The 20,945-nt window shown below is 71.3% G+C and carries 12 protein-coding genes; 4 read left to right on the top strand and 8 right to left on the bottom strand.

Annotated features, from left to right (window positions below; translation table 11 throughout):
- Positions 1–36: 36 nt before the first annotated feature.
- A complete protein-coding gene (locus OG310_RS34565; protein WP_329459793.1) occupies positions 37–663 on the bottom strand; it encodes a TetR/AcrR family transcriptional regulator in 627 nt (208 codons plus the stop codon).
- 626 nt (positions 664–1,289) lie between these two features.
- Between OG310_RS34565 and OG310_RS34560 the strand changes: the two genes are divergently transcribed.
- A complete protein-coding gene (locus OG310_RS34560; protein WP_329459792.1) occupies positions 1,290–1,580 on the top strand; it encodes a DUF4873 domain-containing protein in 291 nt (96 codons plus the stop codon).
- A 535-nt stretch (positions 1,581–2,115) separates the two neighbouring features.
- Here the strand turns inward: OG310_RS34560 and OG310_RS34555 are convergent.
- Complete coding sequence (locus OG310_RS34555; RefSeq protein WP_329459791.1) at positions 2,116–3,939, bottom strand: bifunctional metallophosphatase/5'-nucleotidase; 1,824 nt, start codon at positions 3,937–3,939, stop codon at positions 2,116–2,118.
- Between the two features lie 397 nt (positions 3,940–4,336).
- On the opposite strand from OG310_RS34555, the gene OG310_RS34550 reads away from it, so the two are divergent.
- The gene (locus tag OG310_RS34550) at positions 4,337–6,292 is read left to right on the top strand and encodes a Tat pathway signal sequence domain protein (protein ID WP_329459790.1); all 1,956 of its coding nucleotides are present in this window, start codon (positions 4,337–4,339) and stop codon (positions 6,290–6,292) included.
- A 274-nt stretch (positions 6,293–6,566) separates the two neighbouring features.
- Here OG310_RS34550 and OG310_RS34545 read toward each other — a convergent pair whose 3' ends face one another.
- Entirely contained in the window at positions 6,567–7,778 is a 1,212-nt protein-coding gene (locus tag OG310_RS34545) for an MFS transporter (RefSeq protein ID WP_329459789.1), read from the bottom strand.
- Positions 7,779–7,832: 54 nt separating this feature from the next.
- Between OG310_RS34545 and OG310_RS34540 the strand changes: the two genes are divergently transcribed.
- Both OG310_RS34540 and OG310_RS34535 read left to right on the top strand, forming a co-directional pair.
- Positions 7,833–8,579 (top strand): AraC family transcriptional regulator, encoded by a 747-nt coding sequence (locus tag OG310_RS34540; RefSeq protein ID WP_329459788.1) that lies wholly within the window; start codon positions 7,833–7,835, stop codon positions 8,577–8,579.
- 308 nt (positions 8,580–8,887) lie between these two features.
- Positions 8,888–11,488: an ATP-dependent Clp protease ATP-binding subunit gene (locus tag OG310_RS34535; RefSeq protein WP_329459787.1), complete on the top strand. Its 2,601-nt coding sequence runs from the start codon at positions 8,888–8,890 to the stop codon at positions 11,486–11,488.
- 236 nt (positions 11,489–11,724) lie between these two features.
- Here the strand turns inward: OG310_RS34535 and OG310_RS34530 are convergent, their stop codons facing one another.
- The 5 genes from OG310_RS34530 to OG310_RS34510 form a co-directional block, all read right to left on the bottom strand.
- Complete coding sequence (locus tag OG310_RS34530) at positions 11,725–12,948, bottom strand: PP2C family protein-serine/threonine phosphatase (RefSeq protein ID WP_329459786.1); 1,224 nt, start codon at positions 12,946–12,948, stop codon at positions 11,725–11,727.
- A 552-nt stretch (positions 12,949–13,500) separates the two neighbouring features.
- Positions 13,501–14,328, bottom strand: a complete 828-nt coding sequence (locus OG310_RS34525; protein WP_329459785.1) for a hypothetical protein — start codon at positions 14,326–14,328, stop codon at positions 13,501–13,503.
- Between the two features lie 129 nt (positions 14,329–14,457).
- Positions 14,458–16,647, bottom strand: a complete 2,190-nt coding sequence (locus tag OG310_RS34520) for a phosphocholine-specific phospholipase C (RefSeq protein ID WP_329459784.1) — start codon at positions 16,645–16,647, stop codon at positions 14,458–14,460.
- 460 nt (positions 16,648–17,107) lie between these two features.
- The gene (locus OG310_RS34515) at positions 17,108–18,718 is read right to left on the bottom strand and encodes an MGH1-like glycoside hydrolase domain-containing protein (protein ID WP_329459783.1); all 1,611 of its coding nucleotides are present in this window, start codon (positions 18,716–18,718) and stop codon (positions 17,108–17,110) included.
- A 355-nt stretch (positions 18,719–19,073) separates the two neighbouring features.
- Entirely contained in the window at positions 19,074–20,711 is a 1,638-nt protein-coding gene (locus OG310_RS34510; RefSeq protein ID WP_329459782.1) for a phosphodiester glycosidase family protein, read from the bottom strand.
- Positions 20,712–20,945 lie beyond the last annotated feature (234 nt).

The following is a 20,945-nucleotide window of genomic DNA, read 5'->3' as shown; positions in this document are numbered from 1 at the left end:
TTCCTCCCACCACGGCCGGGGCCCTTGAAGCGGGACCTACGCCGGGTTCCCGCCCACCGGCGCGGGGGCTGCGGGAGCCGGCCCCGCCCCGGCTGCGGACGCGTCGGGCAGCCCATCGTCTCCCCAGGGGCGTGCAGCACCGCTCACGGCGGCGGCGAGCAGCCGCACCGCCGGTTCGAACCGGGCCGGGTCCACCCCCTCCGGCTGCAGGAAGTTGTCCATCAGCAGGCCGCTGACCACGAGACGAGCAGCCGCCGCCCTGCCGTCGGCATCAGCTCGCACCCCCGGCAGGGCTGCCAGGAGACCGGCCAGGTCCCCGGTGGAGGAGGCCACCAACCCCGAAGCCAACTCCTGTATTTCCGGGTGGGTGTGAGCCTCACGGTACAAGATCACCTGAGTGTCCCGGTGGAGGTTGAACACCCGCGCCAGCTCCTCGACCGCGCGCCGCAGAATTTCCTCGGGCTCCTCTCCGCCTCCCTCGGCGATCACCTGGGGCAGACTCCCCCGGTAGGCGCGTTCCCGCACCACCGCCATGAGGAGGTCCCGCTTGGTCGGGAAGTAGTAGAACACCAGCCCGGCGGGTACGTCCGCCACCGTGGCCACACTCGCCGTCGAGGTGGCGTCGAAGCCGCCCTCGGCGAACAGTCGTTGCGCCGCGTCCATGATCCGCTCGCGGGTTCCCTCGGCATCAGGTGTCCGACGCGCGGACCTGCCGCGCCCCCCGCCATCCTGGCTCCGACGCTGTCCGTCCGCCACCAAAACCCCTCTCAATTGAGTGATCACTCAATACGAGCCTACAGGGTGTGTCCTGGGGGGTCGACGCAGGCGAGACCACCCCAACTCCGTTGCACACAGACCCGTCACGAGGTCTTCAAGAGGTGGACGCTTCCCTCCCGCAGGCGGGCGGGGTTCGCCCCGAGGACACCCGAATTGCGCGGTACACCCAGCGGACCGGAGGGACGGCCCGCGCCCGGCCCGCCGCGTTGCGCGCCACGCGGCGCCGGAGCTTGTCCACACCGACTGACGCAGAGCGATTCCTGACCGGCGGGGGCCCGGGGCCTTAAGATCCTGGCGGGCGGGCCACGGAGCGTCGCGGTGTCGGTGGCCCCGTTCAGCCGGGCCGGGTCGTCGTTCCGCCCGGCCCTGCGTGACTCCTGGAGCCCCCGAGCCGGGATGCGGTCCTGCCGCGGTGCGCCTCATCCCCTCACCACGGGGGGTCGCGTGGACGCAGCGTGTCGAGCCGACTCCGACGAGGGTCATAACGGTTGAATATGGCGCACACTGGATCTATGAAGTCATACACGGGTAACGCCGTCGTCCTCGTCAACGCGCGGGAGATCGAAGCCGAAGTCGACATGCGCCAGCACATCGAGTACGTGCAGGTCGGCAAGGACCACCTGCCGGGACCCACATCGTGGGACGGCCGCCTGAGCGTCCCCGCGAGGGAGGGCTGGACGATCGAGAGTGCCGACCAGCCGCACCTCCTCATCGGCGACAGCGCGGCCGAGTTCCTGATCAGTGGAGGCGACCCGAGCACCGGCGAATTCACCATCCGGGGCAACGGCGCCCAGCCCTTCTGACCCGCACCCCGCCTCCCGATCCCGGTCGCAGGGCGCACGCCTGCGCGGTGTCCCGTGGGCCCGCCGCAGAGGGCCCGGCGGAGGTGCGTTCCGGGCCGCCGTCGGGCACACCGGAACACGGCATCCCGTCCGCCTCAGCACCCGCCGGGGCACCTCGTCCACGCGCGTCCCGGGTCGGGGACGTCTGGCAACGCCTCGGCCTCACATAGGGCCGGTTGCCCCAACGGCCGTACGTGATGCGGCTGGTCGTGCCGTACCGAGGGCCGGCGCCGGCGCCCAGGCGCCCGTCCCCCAGCACACCGCCACGGTGTGCGGGCCCGGCCGAGCGCGCTCAGGTCACACCGGTTGCGGACATCGTGCTGCGGAGCCCGTAGAAATGCTCAGCCGGCTGACAGCCCGCGTCGCAGCCGCCCCGGTCGCCGCAGCCCCCAGCGCACCGCCCCGACCGCACCGCCCCGATGGGCACCTCCCGCACACAGGACGGGGCCCACCGGCGCGTGTCACGGAAGCCGACGCCGAGTCGGGCGTCAAGCCGTCAGAACAGGGGCGCCCCGTCACGGGTCAGCCGCCAGGCGTCGCCGCCGAAGGACGACGGGTCGATGGTGCCCTTGGCCTGCACCCAGGCGATGATCGTGTTGCGGATCTCGTCGCTGCTCGACCAGACCGACTGGGCGGTGGCGACATGCGGGTAGCCACTGCCGCCACCGGAGCGGTAGTTGTTGACCGCCAGCACGAAGGAGGCGGCCGGGTCGACGGGGGCGCCGCCGTGGGTGAGGCCCACGATGCGCGATCCCACGGGCTGCGCGATGTCGATGTCGTAGGAGACCCCGCTCAGCACGTCGTAGCTGAAGTCCGGGATGTCGTCGGCATTGGTGATCTTCGTGACGTCGACCGGGGCTCCCGCGGCCGTCTGCACGTAGTACTGGGCGGACCACTCCAGGTAGTCCTTGACCTGGGCGCCCGTGAGGATCTTGGCGTCGAGGGTGTTCTCGTAGACGTAGAGCCCCGCCACGTCGCGCAGGGAGACCTGACCGGCCGGGATGGCCGCGGTGCGGGAGAAGCAGGAGGCTTCCGACAGGACGGGCAGGCCGGCGTACTGGCCGCCCGTGAGGCCTGCCGTGACCGTGTCCGTCTGCACCCGGTTGATGAAGTCGATGATCGGGGTGTCCTTGTACGTGGACTCCGTGGCGCTCATCGCGACGGCGCAGGTGCCGACGATCTGGTTGACGTACGTGACGACGGCCTCGTGCTCCGCCTTGACGAGCGAGGCGACGCGCGGATCCTCCTCGACGCTGTCCGCGTTGCGTACGCCCGCCGTGACGGAGGTGACCGCCCAGCGGCCGTGGCGCAGTTCGAGGTCGAAGTCGAAGACGCTGAGCCGCATGCCCCACATCAGGGGTTCGGAGAGTACGACCTGCTTACCGGTCTCTTCGTTGGTGACGATCGTGCAGGGCCGCTCGACGTGGGTGTGGCCCACGAGGATCGCGTCGATGCCCGGTACCTGGGCAGCGACGAGTGACGAGGCGTTCTCCGGGTAGGGGATCGCGTCACCGTAGGTGGTGGAACCGTCCAGGCCCGAGTGGTCGGTGCAGAAAACGACGTCGCAGCCGAGGCTGCGCAGCTTGGGGACGTAGATCTTCGCCTGTTCGACCAGACCGGGGAACGTCATCTTGCCCTGCACGTTGGCCTTGTCCCAGATGGCGATGCCGGGGTTGGTCAGGCCGAGGATGCCCACCTTGATGTCGGGCCCGCCGGGGACGCGGACGTGCTTGACGACGTAGGGCTGGAAGGCGGGCTTGAGGGTCTTGGCATCCAGCGCGTTCGCCGCGATCAGCGGGAAGTCGCACTGCTCCTCGAACGCGCGCAGCACCGGGATGCCGTAGTTGAACTCGTGGTTGCCGAGGGCGGCCGCGTCGTACTTCATGTGGTTCATCGCCAGGGCCATCGGGTGTTTCGGCGGCCTCTTGCCGTTCCCCCCGGTGATCGGGTCCACCCGGGCGTAGTAGTAAGAGAGTTGGGTGCCCTGGATGATGTCGCCCGCGTCGACGAGCAGCGTGCGGTGGCGGCCGGCCTCCTCGCGGGCCTGCTCGACCAGCGTCGCGACCTTGGCAAGGCCCACGTCGTTGTGCGTGGCGTCGTCGTACTCGGCGTTGGTGAAGTAGTCCCAGTTCAGCACATGTCCGTGCACGTCCGTCGTGCCGAGCACGCGCAATGAGGTGGTGCGCGGGCCCCGGCCGCCGTGCCCGCCGAGCGGTGCGGCCTCGGCCGTGTCCGTCCCGGTGAGCGCCCCGCCGGCCAGTGCGACTCCCGCCCCGGTCGCGGCGGTCCGGTTGAGGAAGGTTCTGCGGTCGATCGGCATACGAGAGGCTCCTGTCAGACGACTGAGAATCAGCGACGCGCGTAGATTCTGCACCGGGCGGCGTCCGTACGGAAGTCCGGAAGACAGCCGACCGCTTCCACGGCCGTTCGCTGTCTCGCGCCGTCGGCGCGGGACGACGTGGTGGAGCCGGTCTGACGAGGACCGGGAGAAGCGGGCCGCCCTCGCCGCCGGCCCGGACGGAGAAGTCCCCTCATGTGGGCCCGCCCCCTTCCAGGTGACCGTCCGCGATCGCGGTATGAGCACCGGGACACAATTTGCCTGGGGATTTGATGGTGGACAGACACTTGATCTTCGTTTGTCATCTCACGTCTGCCCAGCTTGGACAGGTTCTGACTAGCCTCGTGGCGTTTGAGCTGTCGACCCGGGAAGAGCCCTTATGTCTGAGAACGGTGACACGTCGTCACAAGAGCCGAGCGGTCAGAACCGGCGGGGCTTCCTCCGCAACGCGGCACTGGCCGGTGCCGGAGCGGCAGCCGCGGGCGTCGGCGCGTCCGCGCTCGGCGCGACGCCCGCTGTCGCGGCGGACAACGCCAAGAGCGGCGGGACGGGTACCTGGAGACCGGATCCGACCGCCCTGCAGTTCACCCTCGCGGTCATGCCGGACACCCAGTTCCTGTACTGGGGCAGCCAGGACAGCGTCAACCGGACGCCGCAGGAGGAGTCGTTCCGCTACATCATCAACAACAGCGGGGATGCCGCCAACGACAACATCGTCTTCATGACGCACCTCGGTGACCTGACGCAGGACGCCGATCCGTCGTCGTTCCAGCAGGTCGACAAGGCGTTCGCGCTGCTGGACGCCCGCGGTGCCGCGTACAGCGTGCTGGCCGGCAACCACGACGTGACCGGCGACGACAGCCGTGGCGACACGCCGTACCTGCAGACCATGGGCCCGCAGCGGTTCAAGCACGCCAAGACGTTCGCCGGGGCGGATGCGACCGGCTACAACACCGCGCACATCTTCCAGGCCGCCGGCCGTTCGTGGCTCGTGCTGGCTCTGGACTGGCGGACCACCGACCAGGGCTTCGCCTGGGCCAACGACGTCATCAAGGCCCACCCGAAGATGCCGGTGATCCTCACGTCACACGACATCGTCTACTCGAACTACGACGACAACGTCTTCCCGTACGAGTCGGGCGACCCGGAGAACAACGCCGTCCTCTCCGACTACGGTCAGACGGTCTGGGACCAGCTGATCAACGACAATGACCAGATCTTCCTGACCCTCAACGGCCACTACTGGCCGTCCGCGCGTACGACCAAGAAGAACGCGGCCGGCAACGACGTGTCCCTGCACATCGCGAACTACCAGAACCGCTACTTCGGCGGCGGCGGCATGATCCGGCTGTACCACTTCGACCTGGCCCGCAACACGATCGACGTCGAGACGATCAACCCGTGGATCCTGGCCCAGGACCCCGAGTCACGCACCGAACTGGCGGCCGAGCACGCCCGGATCACCGGTCCGGTCGACACCTTCTCCGTGCCGATCGACTTCGAGGAGCGGTTCGCGGGCTTCGTCCCGGTCCCGGTCCGCCCGGCCCGCCCCGCGAGCAGGGAGCTGGTGAAGGGCACGCTGGCGTACTGGCGCTTCGACGGTGAGGGCGCGCCCGGCACATCGCTCGCCGCCGGCAGGACGATCCGCGACCTGTCCGGCAAGGGCAATGATCTGACGGTGGTGAGCGTGCCGGGCACGGCAGCCGACGCGCTGACCTGGTCCGCCGACCACCACCCCGACCAGCCGGGCCACGCCAGCCTGAAGTTCGTCGGTGGCAGGAACCCGGTGCACGGCGCGTACCTGACGACGGGAGCGAAGGCTCCGCTGAACGCCGAGACGTTCAAGAGCGGCTACACCATCGAGACGTTCGTGATGATGCCGCTCGACTGGGACGCCGGCAACAACGGCAACGCCTCGATACTCAGCCGCCGGGGTTCGGCCGGGACGGCCGGCAAGCACGGCAAGAACACCGATCCGAACGAGCCGCTCGCCCAGTTCGCCGTCACGAACAACGGCCGCGAGGCACAGTTCAACCACTACCCGCTGAACGACACCTACCCGACGACCAACTGGGGTCACGGCATGGTGGAGCTCCGGTGGTGGCACCTGGCGGTCGTCAACGACGGCCGCTACACGAAGCTGTACGTCGAGGGCGCTCCGGTCGTCGACAACCCGAACCGGGTCTCGGTCGGCCTCACCTCGCTCGGGCTGCCCTGGCTGGTGGGCGGGCACGAGTACGCGGGCGCCGTCGACGTCGTCTTCCACGGCAACGTCGGTGACATCCGCATCGTGAACCGGCCCCTGGCCCTCAGCGAGTTCCTGACCGCCAAGTAGCCCGCGCTTTCCAGGCTCCGCTTTCCGGGCCCCGCTCTCCCGTCTCCGGCTCGGCCGCCGGAGGCGGGAGACTACCGTTCCCGAGGACGGCGCATGCCGGCGGCCCCGCCCGGGACACGGCGTACCCGTGCCGGAAGCATTGAGGGCCACCCCGGGACCCGCGGGCGGGCACGTCCCCCGCGCGCGAGACGCACACCCGCACGGCCCGCCGCCACCACCCTCGCGTCATGATCATCCTCGAATACTCGCGGTCGACCGATGCCGAGCGACACGTTCACCGGGCCTCTTGCCGGGGGGAGTTCGCGGACGGCCCGGCAACGGAGGGGGTCTTCTCAAGGCGTGCCGGTTCGCGCAGGGTGCACAGCACAAGCGCGCCGATCGCCGGCAGCGCCACGAGAGGGGCAAGGGCCCACTGCAGCGAAGTGGCGTCGGCGATCGAGCCGACGAGCGGGCTCACCACTCCCCCGACGCTGACGGCCAGACCGAGAGTGACACCGCTCGCCGTACCGATCCGCCGCGGAAGGTAGTCCTGGCCGAGCGTGATGTGCAGGGAGAAAGGTACGTACAGCCCGGCCGAGGCCAGGGCGACGAACAGGTACAGCAGCGGCCCGGGAACGAAGACCACTCCGGCGACGGCGGGAACGCAGAGCACGTACGACCACCGCACCACGGCCACCCGCCCGAAACGTCCGGCGAGCCTGCTCCCGGCGACCGTCCCCACCGCTCCCCCGAGGTAGAGGAGGAAAAGGGCGGCGGTGCCCGCGATGTCGCCGCCGACGCGCCGGCCCGCGTACAGGGAGATGAACGCGCTCAGGCTGACGAACACGATCGAACGGCATGCGATGGCCACCGACAGTTTCACGAAGGACGCCCAGTCGTTCCTTCCCGGAACACGGGCCGCGTGCGACGCACCCACCCCGCCGGCACCGAGCGCCCGGACCGCGAACCCGCAGAGAACCGCGCCCGCCACCGCGGGAATCACGAGCAGGGGAGAAGCACGCAGACCACCGACGCCGACGACGGCGGCCACCAGGACAGGAGCGGCGGCGAAACCCACATTGCCGCCCAGCGAGAACCATCCCATCGCGGTGTGGCTCCCCCCGCTCGCCTGCCGGGCGATACGCGCGGCTTCCGGGTGATAGGCCGCGACCCCGGTCCCGGCGAGGGCGATCACCGCGAGAGTCAGCGGATAGGAATGGCCGAGGCCACTGAGCGCGACGCCCACCCCGCCGACGAGCGTGCTCACCGGCAGCAGCCAGGGCATCGCCCTCCTGTCGGTCAGGGCACCGAACAGCGGCTGCATCACGGAGGACAGCAGCGAAGCGGCCAGGACGATGCCGGAAGCCGCGGCGTAGGTGTAGTGGCGTTCGGAGACGAAGAACGGCACGAGCGCGGCGACAGCGCCCTGATAGATGTCCACACACGCGTGCCCGAAGGACATCGAGGTGATCGCTGAGCCGCGTGCGGGAGCTCGGTTCGTCGGCATGCCCACAGCGTGGCCCGAACGTCGCATGTCGCGCTTCCGATAAAGTGCCGAACCATGCCGGATATCCGCCACACGCCGCGGGCATCGACACTCACCCGGTCGATGACGGGCGGCGAGATCATCGACGCACACCGTCATGACGACCACCAGATCGTCTACGCGGGCTCCGGGGTCGTCGCCGTCACAACCGACCGCGGCACCTGGTTCGCCCCGAGGACACGCGCCATCTGGATCCCGGCGGGAACCGTCCACACCCATCAGGCGCACGGGCACCTCGACCTGCACCTGTTGGGGCTGCCGGTCAGCGACAGCCCCCTCGGCCTGAGCAGTCCCACCGCCCTGACCGTCGGCCCACTGCTGCGGGAACTGATCGTCGTCTGCACCCGGCACGGGCACGACGACAGCCCCGAGAGACGTCGGCTGCGAGCCGTCCTCTGCGACCAGCTGCGAGCCTCGCCGCACCAGCCGGTCCAACTGCCTACCCCCGTCGAACCCAGGCTGTCGGCCGTCTGCCGGATGCTGCGCGACGACCCGGCGGACCCTCGGACCCTGGCGGCGCTGGCGGCGGCAGCCGGTGTCGGCGAGCGCACGCTCAGCCGGCTGTTCCAGGCCGAACTGGGCATGACCTTCCCGCAGTGGCGTACGCAGTTGCGCCTCTACCACGCACTGCGGATGCTGGCCGACGGACTCCCTGTCACCACCATCGCCCACCGCTGCGGCTGGGCCTCCGCCAGCGCCTTCATCGACGTCTTCCACCGCGCTTTCGGGTACACCCCGGGTTCCTACCACCGCCGCTCGTGACGGGCGGGAAGTGCCGGCTGCGGCGGGGCGACGGGGAAGCGGGGCATCGGGGTCGGAGCACACCACCGCCGGTGTGCCGTCCACTCGCGCTGGCCAGCCCCGTCCCCTCGCCTTTCCCGTACGTGATGATCACGCTGATGATCACGCTGGGTACGACCTGCCGCGGGAAAAGCGGGCTCCGGCGACACGGATCGACCATAGGACCGTTATGGGGCGTATGTCCGTCCGGATTTTGGGAACGCGTAGCGGGTGTCCGTCGCTCGCAGGGGCGACTGGCCCGCAAGCCGCACACGACGGATGGGACGGCCATGAGCAACGGTTTCTCAGGTCCGGGAGCGTACGGTCCGGACCCGTTCGGAGATTTCCTGGGGCGCTTCCTCGGGAGCGGCCCCGGGAGGGGTCCCCAGCCGGTCGACATCAACCGGCTGATGAGCGAGCCCGCTCGCCAGCTGGTGGTGGACGCCGCGACGTACGCCGCGCAGCGCGGCAGCAACGACCTGGACACCGAGCACCTACTGCGGGCCGCCCTCGGCGTCGAGCCCACGCGGGGGCTGCTGGAGCGCTCGGGAGCGGATCCCGACCGCATCGCCGACGAGATCGACCGGCGGGTGGGACCGGCCGAATCCGGTCCTGACGCGAGGCCCCAGCCGACGTCGCTCGCGGTGACGCCGGCCGTCAAGCGGGCCCTGCTCGACGCCCGGGAGCTCGCCCGGGCCGGCGGCGCGGGATACATCGGACCCGAACACGTCCTGGCCGCGCTCGCCTCGAACCCCGACTCCGCGGCCGGCCACATCCTCCGCTCGTCCCGCTTCTCCCCCGGCCAGGTGCCCCCGCCCGGCGCCGGCGCGGCGGGCGGCGGCCTCCCGGAGACCGGCGCCGAGCAGCGTCCCGGCCCGGCGGCGGGCGGGGGTGACACGCCCACGCTCGACCGCTACGGGCACGACCTGACCGGGATGGCCGCACAGGGCCGTATCGACCCGGTGATCGGCCGGGACCACGAGATCGAGCAGACCATCGAGATCCTGTCCCGCCGCGGTAAGAACAACCCGGTGCTCATCGGTGAGGCGGGCGTCGGCAAGACCGCGATCGTCGAAGGCCTGGCCCAGCGCATCGCCGACAACGACGTGCCCGACATCCTCACCGGCCGCCGGGTCGTCGCCCTGGACATCAGCGGCGTCGTCGCCGGCACCCGCTACCGCGGCGACTTCGAAGAGCGCCTCAACAACATCGTCTCGGAGATCCGCGCGCACTCGGACGAGCTGATCGTCTTCATCGACGAGCTGCACACCGTGGTCGGCGCCGGCGGAGGCGGCGAGAGCGGCTCCATGGACGCGGGCAACATCCTCAAGCCCGCTCTCGCCCGAGGTGAACTGCACGTCATCGGGGCGACCACCCTCGACGAGTACCGGCGCTCCATCGAGAAGGACGCCGCGCTCGCCCGGCGTTTCCAGCCGGTGCTGGTTCCCGAGCCGACGCCGGCCGACGCCGTTCAGATCCTGCGCGGGCTGCGGGACCCCTACGAGGCGCACCACCAGGTCCGGTACACGGGCGAGGCGCTGCTGGCCGCCGTGGAACTGTCCGACCGGTATCTCACCGACCGCTACCTCCCCGACAAGGCCATCGACCTGATGGACCAGGCGGGCGCGCGGGTCCGGCTGCGTACGCGCACGAAGGGCAGCGACATGCGGGCCCTGGAGCGCGAGACGGAACAGCTCACCCGGGACAAGGACCAGGCCGTCGCCGCCGAACAGTACGAGCGGGCCACGGAACTGCGCGACCGGATCGCCGAGCTGACCGAGCGGATCGGTACGGACTCGGCCGACGCCCCGAACGCGCAAGGCGGCGAGGACCCGGTCGTGGAGGTCACGGCGGAGGACATCGCGGACATCGTGTCCCGGCAGACCGGTATCCCCGTCAGCACGCTCACCGAGGAGGAGAAGGACCGGCTCCTGGGTCTGGAGGCCCATCTGCACGAGCGGGTCATCGGGCAGGACGAGGCGGTCGGCGTCGTCTCCGACGCGGTGCTGCGCTCCCGGGCGGGCCTGTCCTCCCCGGCGCGCCCGACCGGCAGCTTCCTCTTCCTCGGCCCCACCGGCGTCGGCAAGACGGAGCTGGCCCGGGCGCTCTCAGAGGCGCTGTTCGGCAGCGACGAGCGGATGGTGCGCCTCGACATGAGTGAATACCAGGAGCGGCACACCGTGAGCCGCCTGGTGGGATCCCCGCCCGGATACGTCGGGCACGACGAGGCCGGCCAGCTGACCGAGGCGGTGCGCCGCCACCCGTACTCGCTGCTGCTGTTCGACGAGATCGAGAAGGCGCACCCGGACGTGTTCAACACACTGCTCCAGGTGCTCGACGACGGACGGCTGACCGACGCGCAGGGACGCACGGTCGACTTCTCCAACACCGTGGTGGTCATGACGAGCAACCTGGGCTCCGAGCGGATATCCGGCAGCAGCACTCCGCTGGGCTTCGGTGCCGGGGGCGGTGAGGCCGACGAGCAGGCCCGCCGCGAACGCGTGCTGCGTCCGCTGCGTGAGCACTTCAGGCCGGAGTTCCTGAACCGCATCGACGAGATCGTGGTGTTCCAGTCCCTGACCGATGAGCAACTGCGGCGCATCACCGACCTGCTGCTGGAAGAGACGCGCAGGCGCCTGCACGCCCAGGACGTCGTGCTCGCGTTCACGCCGGAGGCCGTCGACTGGCTGGCCCGCCGGGGCCGCGAGCCGGAGTACGGGGCCCGCCCGCTGCGCCGCACCATCCAGCGTGAGGTGGACACACCGCTGTCCCGGCTGCTGCTCGACGGCACGATCCCGCGCGGGAGCCACGTCAGGGTCGCCGTGGAGGGCGACTCGCTCACCTTTGAGCAGCTCTCGCCCGCCATGGGCTCGCCCTCGTCCGCCGACTGATCGGGGCGGTCCGCGCGTGCGTTTCTCGCGGCCGCGGCGCCATGCCGTGGCCGCGAGCGCGTCGAGGTGGCGGGAACATCGATGGGGCGGTGGGTGTGGCCTAGAGCGGCGCCGAGGCGGGGCATCGCCCGGGAGGCAGGCGTCCAGGTCACCGCGTACCGCGTCGGCAGGGGCGTCGAACGGGAGGCGGGCGCCCAGCGCCCAGGTCACCGCGCACCGCGCGGAGTTCCCTCGGCTCACGGAGGCGGTACGGGGTCCCCGGGCCCCAGCCACTCGCAGACCATGACGGTGGCGTCGTCGTCGAGCCTTCCCTCGTGGTGGCGCAGGACGGCGTGGATGAGGCGGCGCAACGTCTCCGCGACCGGCAGCTGGTCGGCGTGCTGCCGGACGATGAAGTCGAGGAACCGCTCCAGGCCGAACTCGTTTCCCGCGCTGTCCCGGGCCTCGATGATCCCGTCGGTGTAGAAGATGATCCGGTCCCCGGGCTCCAGTTGCCCGTGGCAGACGGTGACGGGAAGGCCGAGGCCGGTTCCCATGGGATGGGAGGGCGGGCACTCCAGGGAAGCGGCCCACCGCTCCCCGCGAACCACCACAGGCGGGTGATGGCCCCGGTTGACCCAGGTCACCGCGCCGGTGCGCAGGTCGACGTCGGCCAGGAGGCCGGTCGCGTAGTGCTCCTGCCCGAACTGGTCGCCGAGTACCTCGTCGACGGCGACGCTGACCTCCTTGACCGTGGCGTCCTGCCGTCGTTTGTTGCGGCAGGCGGCCATGGCCAGGCTCGCGCTGAGACCTGCGGCGATGTCGTGGCCCATGGCGTCGAAGAGGGCCAGGTGCACGACGTCACCCGCGAGCGCGTAGTCGAAGGCGTCCCCCGCGATGTGGTACGCGGGCTCCATCGCCGCGCTGATCCTGACGCGGTCGTTCGCGAAGAACCGCGGCGGCATCAGCGTCCACTGCATCTCGGCCACGACGTTCATCGTCCGGACGCGCGTGAGTCTGTCGTACGAGTCGCTGTTGGCCCGTTTGGAGACCACCAGAAGGCCCACTGCCGAGGCGAGGGCCCGCGCCGCCTCGACGCTCTGCGTCCCCTGCGTCCCCTGCGCCACTGGGCCGGGCCCGCTCTCGATGCCCAGTACACCGAGTCGTGCGGTGCCGTCCAGGACGGGGAGCCAGCGCTGGCGCAGGTCGGGCGAGGTGACCTCCTGGATGGTCTGGTAGGCCCGCCCTGCCAGCGTCCCCTCGATGCGCATCTCCTGACCGCCCTCGCCGGCGTCACGCCCGCGACCCGTCACTTGCCTCAGGATGTCCTCCTGCAGGTCGGCCAGCAGGATGCGCACACGTCCGAGGCCCGCGGCAGCGGCGTGACGCTCCACGAGCGCGGGCAGGTCGTCGAAGTTCGTGCTGTGGCTCTCGCGCAGCAGGCCGGCGAGCATGGACGCGATGTCGTGCGAAGACGTCATGGCGTGGCCCCTCGGATCGACAGCCGCCCGCGTCCGGCGCCCACGGGTGGCGTCGGAACAACGGGCCGCACAGCTAAGGGGTACCCGCATCGGGCCGTCCAACCGTCGGTTCCGGCCTTTCCGCCGGGCAGGCGCCTGTGTTCGCTGATCAGCACCCCGACCCGGCGCGGGCCGGGCGGTGTGCACCGTCCTGCGGTGACTCCCCGTAACGTCCGGTGCCCCGGCGTACCGTCACGCGACATGTCGGAACGGCCAGGGCCGCCACGAGTGCGACCCGCCCCCCGCATGCATGGAGGCCACGTCCGTCGCGCAGGCATCCCGGGCCGGCCCGCCGGCCGCGGCACGTATCCGCCCGTACAGTCGCGCGGCGGATACCCAGCGCCCCCTCCCGCGAGGGAGACCCGTACCTCAGCTTCGCGGCCGGCGCGCCTCCCGGCCAAGACTCGACCACCGGGCCCCCTCCACCACCGGTACCGCGGAACGTGACCAGGTCTGCCTTGCCCACTTCCCCCGTGCACGTCGGGAGGCGGAAGCACGGCGCGCCAGCGACGATCACCCCCTCGCCCTCGCCGAGCGCGCCGTTCCCGAGACGTCGCCGCCGTCCACTCCGCCGGGCACCTCCGCCCCCGTCGGTGTTCGCATGGCCAGGAGCAGGTCCTCGTAGGTGTGATGGCGGCGGGTGGAGATGCGGTGGTGCAGCAGTCCCGCCGCCCGTGCGGGCTCGCCCGCGTCCACGAGTGCGCGGGCCAGGGTGTCCTGGACGATCTCCCGTTCCACCCGCACTCCGCCGATCCGCGCCGCCGTGCCGCCGAGACCGCCCAGCAGGTTCACCGCCGCGCGCGGCCGACCCGCGGTGACCTCGGCCGGCGCCAGGACCACGGGGGCCAGCACCTCACGGTAGTCGGGGCGCTCGTCCGCCGCGGCCCGCCGTGCCAGCGCGTGGAGGTCATCGGTGGCGGCCTCCACCGCGAGGGCCGGCGCCAGGTTGAACGTGTGGAAGACCTCCGTCATCCCGCCCGGCGCGGCAAGCAGTTCCCTGACCTTCTCGGGGTCCGTGCGGCCTGCCGGTGTCTGTCCCGCCAGCAGCAGCCGCCAGTTGGTGGCCGCGCGCATGCCGACATCCGTGCGGGCGAGCGCCGTGTCGGCCCGCCGCCGCGCGTCGGTGAAGTCACCGCAGACGAGCGACTGCAGCGCGGCATGCCAGTGGAGGTGGCGGGACTGCACCGCCTGCGGATCCTCTGCGAGCCATGCGTCGAGGAAGTCGACGCCGGCCCGGCCCCAACCCCTCTCGTGCCGGGCGTGGGCGAGGGCATGATCGGCGACGCCCGAACGGGGATGCAGGGCCAGGGCGCGCTCGGCCAGTTCGCGGGCCTCCCGCACGCGGCCCTGCTCGGCCCGGGCCGAGGCGAGCCCTCCGTGGCGAGGGCGCGCCCCCCGGGTACGAGCGGGGCCCGGCAGCTCGCCCCCTCGGGGGTGGAACCGCCGGGCCCGCCCGGAGTGTCGCCGGGATCAGCCGGTGACGCTGCGCGAGCCGTCCTCCATGTGGCCGATGTACTGGCGCGACCACGACGAGTCGCCACTGAGCTTCACCGTCAGGTCGTACCAGCCGTCGCTCTTGTTCAACGGGTCGACCGTGTGGGTCGCGTGACCGCGCGCGGGGACGTGGTAGGTCACCGTGCGGTCCTTGAGGTAGTGGTCCGAGCGGACCGTGAACGTCACGGCCTTGTGCCCGTCGTTGGTCAGCCGCAGCGCGAGCCCGGGCCGCGAACCGTGACCCTCCTGCTGGTACTCGGCCTCCACCTGCGCGGTGCTGCCCGCGGCGTCGACGTCGCCCGTGAAACGGCGCAGGAACCGGTTCGGTCCGACGACCGTGATGTCGTAGGCGGAGTCGTTCGCGTCCTTGCCCACCGGCGCGGTCCCGGCCACGGTCCGCGAACCGCTCCTGGAGCCGTCGACCGTGTACTGCCCCGGGAACTTCGCCGGGTAGTCCGCCAGCGACGGGGAGTCCGCGCGGTTGTTGTAGACGGAGAAGTGGCTGGCCTTGGTCACGTGCGAGCCGTTGTTGCTGAACTCAAGCTTCGCTGTCGCGGGTCCGCCGGCGTGCCGCGTGAACCCGACGAGGTTCGCGTTGGGCTGGTACGGCAGCGGCCGGGCCTTCTTCGTACCGGACTCCTGCTTCGGCATCTTGTTCGTGGTCACGGGCGGGGCGTAGCCGACCGGCTCACCGATGGGTTCGAGACTGGGCAGCCGCGGCAGCCCGTACACCGGAGACGTGAAGTCGAAGGCCCCGGTCAGGTCACCACAGACCTTGCGGCGCCAGGCGCTGATGTTCGGGCTGATGGCCGGCTTGCCGAGCGCGCCGGACCACTTCTCCATGAACTGGATCACCGAGGTGTGGTCGGAGACCTCCGAGGTCACCCAGCCACCGCGCGTCCAGGGCGAGACCAGCAGCAACGGCACCCGGAAGCCGAGGCCCACCGGAGCGGGCGCCGAGAGGCCATACTGGGACAGGTCGGTGCCCGCGACGAACTCGTCGGCCTCCCCGGGGGCGGGGACCGGCGGCGGTACGTGGTCGAACTGGCCGTCGTTCTCGTCGAAGTTGATGATGACCAGCGTCGAGTTGAAGACGTCGGGGTCGGCGTTGAGTGCCTTGAGCACCTCGTGCACGTAGTACGCGCCGTCGGTGGGCGCGCCGTCGGGGTGCTCCGAGTAGCGCTGGTTCGTCACCACCCACGACACCTGCGGCAGCGTGCCGGCCAGCACGTCCTTCTTGATCGCGAGGGCCAGGTTGTCCGCGTTGCCGGTCTCCGGGTCGTGCGGCTCCGGGACGATCGCGACACCGTTGTCGTAGTAGACGTTGCCGGGCGCCGCGGTGCCGCCCTGCCCCGGGTCGTGCTGGGCGAACGTCTTGAAGTACTCCAGGCCGTTGTCGCCGTAGTTGTCGCTGCCCTGGTAGACCTTCCAGGTCATCCCGGCCTTCTGCAGGGTCTCGGCGTACGACTCCCAGAGGAGGTTGCGGCCGAGCTCGTCGCCACCGCTGTAGGCGGTGTAGCTGCTGTACTTGTTGGCGGCGTCGATGGTGCCGCCCCAGTGGTAGGTGCGGTTCGGGCCCGTCGCGCTGAGCACCGAGCAGTGGTAGGCGTCGCCGACCGTGTACTCGTCCGCCAGGGCGTAGTGGAACGGCAGGTCCCTGCGGTCCAGGTAGCCGAGGGTGGTCGGGCCGCCCTTGCTCACGTACCAGGCGTTCATCAGGCCGCCGTACCAGGCGGTGTGCTGGGACTCCCAGCTGTGGTCCGTCCCGCCGTAGTTCTGGGCACCGACCTCGGAGCTGGGCGGCTGGTGGCCCGCCGGGTAGGCGGAAACGGGCGCGTCCGCGAGGCGCCACGGGTACTGCGTCCCGGTGAGCGGCTGGCCGGGTGTCGACAACGGCTGCTCGAAGACCGAAAGGCCACCCGGCAGCTGGGTCGTGGAACGGTCACCGAAGCCGCGGACACCGCGCAGGGAACCGAAGTAGTGGTCGAAGCTGCGGTTCTCCTGCATCAGGACCACGACGCGCTTGATGTCGCGGATGTCACCGTGCGGCTTCCGCTTGGGGGCCGCTGCGGCCTCGGCGGCGGGCGCGGTGACACCGCCGACAGCGGCGGCGCCGGTGATCGCGGTGGCTGCGCCGATGAAGCCTCTGCGGGACAGGTCAGACATGGATCAACACCTCCGGAAGGGGTGGGGGGTATGGCGAACCTATGGACCCTGCCCGGGCGTGTCGGCGACGGTGGTGTGAATGCCAGCCAAAATGATCATATTTTCATGGCCATGCTGATGTGCCACCGACGGCCCGGGCGGTCCGCAGTGTGCGATGGGCGGAAGGCCGGGGCGGGGACGGTGTGCGGTGTGCGGTGTGCGATGAGCGGGAAGGGCGCGGCACCGGGCAGCGGGCGATGGCCTTCCCACCGGTGCCCGCCAGGGCTCTGGCCCGTCCGGGCCTGACCACCGACCCCGACAACGGCCATTGCCTCACCAGGCGCCGAGCCTCCCCCCGCCGGCCGGCCCGGTCCGCGCCGCGTCGGCCGGCCCGGGTGTTCCGAGCAGAGGCCCGATGTCCAGGGCTCCCCGGGAGCGGCCGGGCGTGCAAAGAAACCGGTGGTCGAAGAAGGCCCGGTTATCACGCGCCGGCGAGTGCGATACGGATTGTGTGGTGACCGGTGCCGTGCGCGGACAGCGTCGGCGTGCGGGGGCGCCGACCGTCGATCACACAGTCGTGGATCCGGTCGCCCGCACCGGTCAGCTCGATGTCGAGCGTCATGTCCCGGTACGCCAGCCCGCGCAGGGACACGTTCCCCCAGCCCTCGGGGAGCGCCGGTGCGAACCGCAGCCCGTCTGCCGCCAGGCGGAGGCCGAACAGGCCGTGATGGATGAGCCGCAGGTAGCCGGTGGCGGACCAGGCCTGGTCGGGCTGCGAGTCGAAATGTGTGTCCTCGCCGCTGCCGCCGGTCTGCCAGCCGCCGTCGGCCTCGCCCGTCACGGAGTCGTACAGCTCGTAGAAGCTGTTGCCCGTGCCCTGGACGAGCCCGGCGAGATCAGTGACGGCGCGGGCGAACAGGTCGGTCCTGCCGCCCTGCGCTGCCGCGTGCCCGAACAGCGAGTGGACCATCGGCCACACCATCACGTTGTGGCGGCCCGGGTGCTCGTCGCTGAAACGCGGGAAGTGCGGCCAGACGTTGACGATGCCGCGTGGCTGCCAGTGCGCGCCGTCGAGCAGCAGCCGGGTCCTGCGTCCGTCAGCCACGCCGAACAGGACCGCGAGCGCGAGCCCGGCACCCTCCTGCGAGGTGTCGAGCCGTCCGGCCCGCGCGTCCCCGCCGTGCACCAGGTAGCCGTACGTCCCGGCGTCCTCGCGCCACAGGTGCTGGTCGATCGCGGACCGCAGGGACGCGGCGGCCTTCCGGTACCCGGCGGCGGCCGAGGTGTGGCCGAGCGTCGCGGCCATGCCCTCGATGGCCTGATAGGCGCCGTAGTAGAGGCAGTTGGTCGACAGCACCATCAACTCGTCGGTGTGCGGGTAGTCGAGCACGAAGCTGGAGTCGATCCCCGCCGCCCAGGGCGGCGCCGGATAGCCGGCGATGCCGTCGTTCATGTATCCGGGGCCCTGGAAGAGGCCGGCGGCGGCGTTGAAGTTCTGTGCGGTGCGCAGGTCCAGTGTGCGGGCGGCTACACCGTAGGCGGTCGTGAGGAAGCCGCGCTCGCCGGTGACGAGGTAGTGGTTCCAGGCCCCGACGATCCAGACGACCTGGTCCCACCACTGGTTGTCCTGCTGCACGACCGGCGTGCCGTCCGTTTTCCCCGGGTCGATCACCGACCACAGGGTGTTCTCGCCGACGGACGGGCCGAGCAGGCTGACCGCGCTCCACGCATTGATGGCGGCGTCCCGCGTCCACCGCTGCGGTTCGGGGTACCCGCCGCCGGCCCGTACCAGAGTCCCCGGGGGATAACTGACGAGTCCGGCCTTGTCGTACGTGGCCGGATCGGCGTAGGTGGTGTTGATGCCGACCACGTCGGTGAGCGCCGACTCGTAGAGGGTTCCGAGCTTTCGCTGCACCGGCGACGCGTCGAAGGAGAGTGTCGGAAGGTCGTACACGACCCGGCGCACCGTGGGTGCCGCCGCCTCCGCTCCCGTCGCCTCGGCCCCCGTCGCCGTAAGGCCGGCGGCTCCGGCCGCCGCCGCCCCCGCGACCAGGAAACCCCGCCGGGAGGTAGTGCCCTGCCGTGCCGTCATAGCCGACTCCCACGCCTCGACAACGATGTCTTACGAGCGCTCGGAACCTAGGCAGAGCGTGCTGGACTGTCAAGAGGGCCTACGGCCGGCCCGGCGGGTGGCAGCGCCCGGGGCGGCCCGGTCCTGCGCGGGCACCGTCGCCCCGCGCGGGTGCGGGACGACAGCGCCATGGGGTGCGGGTTCACGCGATACCGGTTCTTGGGGTGCGGTTCAGCGGGCGGTGCGGGCTGACCGGGCCGGGCGGTTTCAGCGGGCGGTGCGGGCGGTGCGGGCCGGGCGGTTTCAGTGGGCGCTGCCGGGTCCGGCGGGCCGGGCGGTTTCAGTGGGCGCCGCCGGGTCCGGCGGGCCGTGCGGTTCAGTGGGCGGTGCGGGGCAGCACCTGGACCGTGTCACCGACGGCGCGCTCGCCGGTCGCGTCCGACGTGTGGTTGACGAGCGCGCCATCCACCGCCATGGCGGTGGAACCACCACCGTCGAGGTTGAGGGCCTGTACCGCGCCGAGCGAGCGCATGAACGCGGCCGCCTCCTGCAGGGTGAAGCCCTCACTGCCGCCTGCCCGCCGGCCGTCGACGGTGGCCAGAATCAGCCGGCCGCGCGCGTCGATGCCGGCCATGGTCCGCGGCTGGCGGGTGTTGGCCCACGCGTAGCCGAAGGAGAGGTCCTGCGGGTCCACCGTGCCCTCGGTCGCGGCGTCGATACTGACCCGCCCGTTCCTGACCAGGGTCGGGGCGGCGCTCACGATGCTGTCGCCCTTGCCGAGGACGACCCGGTGCCCGCTCGCGTCCTTCACGCTCTCGTCGACGGCCACGCGGCGCCCGGGCGTCGCGTGCGCGCTCAGCCAGTCCGCGGCGCCCCCGATGCCCTGCAGCACCGAGCCGCCGGCCGGCACCGAGCCACCGCGAGCGCCCGCCGACACGACCCGGCCGGAGCTGTCCAGCACGGCTTGGCTGCCCGCCCCCTTCGGCAGGGCGGCCCCGAACTCCGGCGTGAACAGCACCAGGTCGTCCGTCTCGTGGCAGGTGACGTCCTGCCAGGGTCGCGTGCTCGGCGTGCCGCCCGGACGGCCGCAGTCGCGGACGGTACCGGGCACCCGGTTGATGCCCTGGACCGCGTACCGCGCCCCGCCCACCTGGGCGACGGCGGTGCTGGTCAGGTCGGCCACGCGGGCATGGTGACCGCCGTCGTCGAGGACGAGCGCGGCGCGGGAGCCGGCGGACATCGACTCCAGGCGGCCGTCGTACGCGCCGAGGCCCGACTGGATGCCCTGCACGCCGTCGCTGTCCGAGGTCACGAAGAAGCCCGCGTTGACCCCGACCAGGGAGTGCAGTTTCGCGGCGACGGACGACGTGGTCTCGCGCCGCGCGACGTTCCCGTCGTGCGTGCCGGAGACGGTGCCCGCGAAGGTGCGGGGATCGATGACCGCTACGTGCAGGTTCTCCACGTCGGCCGCCTGGTCGGCGTCGTAGCCCGTCCACTCGACCGCGGTGTGGAACCCGGCGGCCGTGACGGCCTTGGCCGCGGTGGTCGCCTCCGCCTGCGTACCGTACGAACCGACGCGGACCCGCACGCCCATCAGGCCGCGGGGAGTGTCGGTGTAGGTCGGCCAGTCGACCCGGTCGACGCGCGGCGTGAAGCCGTCAGCGCGCAGTTTCCCCGCCGTGCTGTCGGCCCAGGCGCCCGGACCTACCTCGGCCCACGCGGCGGCGCCGGAGAGCCGTCCCGTCGTGGCCGCCTGCACGGTGATGGTCCACGCGGGTGCCGCCTTGGAATCGGTCACCGTGCCGGTGCGCACCTCCAGGCCCCGGGCCACCTGCTGGGTCGTCCAGTGGGCGGTGGACGCCGTGCGCGTGACGACGGGCCGGACGGCGGGCGGGGTGTGGGTCGCCAAGGGCCGGGCGGTGGAGGGGGTCGACGCCTGCGCGCTGCTGAGGGCACACAGCGACGTGGCCGCGAGCAGGACCGCGCCCGTGGTCAGCGCGGTGCGCGGGCGCACGGAACGACGGGACGCGGCAGCGTCCATTGCGGCTGCCGAGCGTGCATGCTGCATGATTCCTCACAGGGACGTAGGGAGACGAGCACACCGGGGACGGATCCCGCCGGGCTCTGCGAGCATGACTGATGACAATCGCGGAGAGCGACCGGATGGACACGAGGGACCGACATCAGGGCGAACGTTGGGCGCCGTTTCGGCTGAACCGCCGTGCGACGAAGGCCCCCGCCTGATCCC

The organism is Streptomyces sp. NBC_01497 (assembly GCF_036250695.1).
GTDB lineage: Bacteria > Actinomycetota > Actinomycetes > Streptomycetales > Streptomycetaceae > Streptomyces.
Note: the sequence above shows the minus strand (reverse complement) of the source record. Positions and strands in the feature narration are given on the sequence as shown.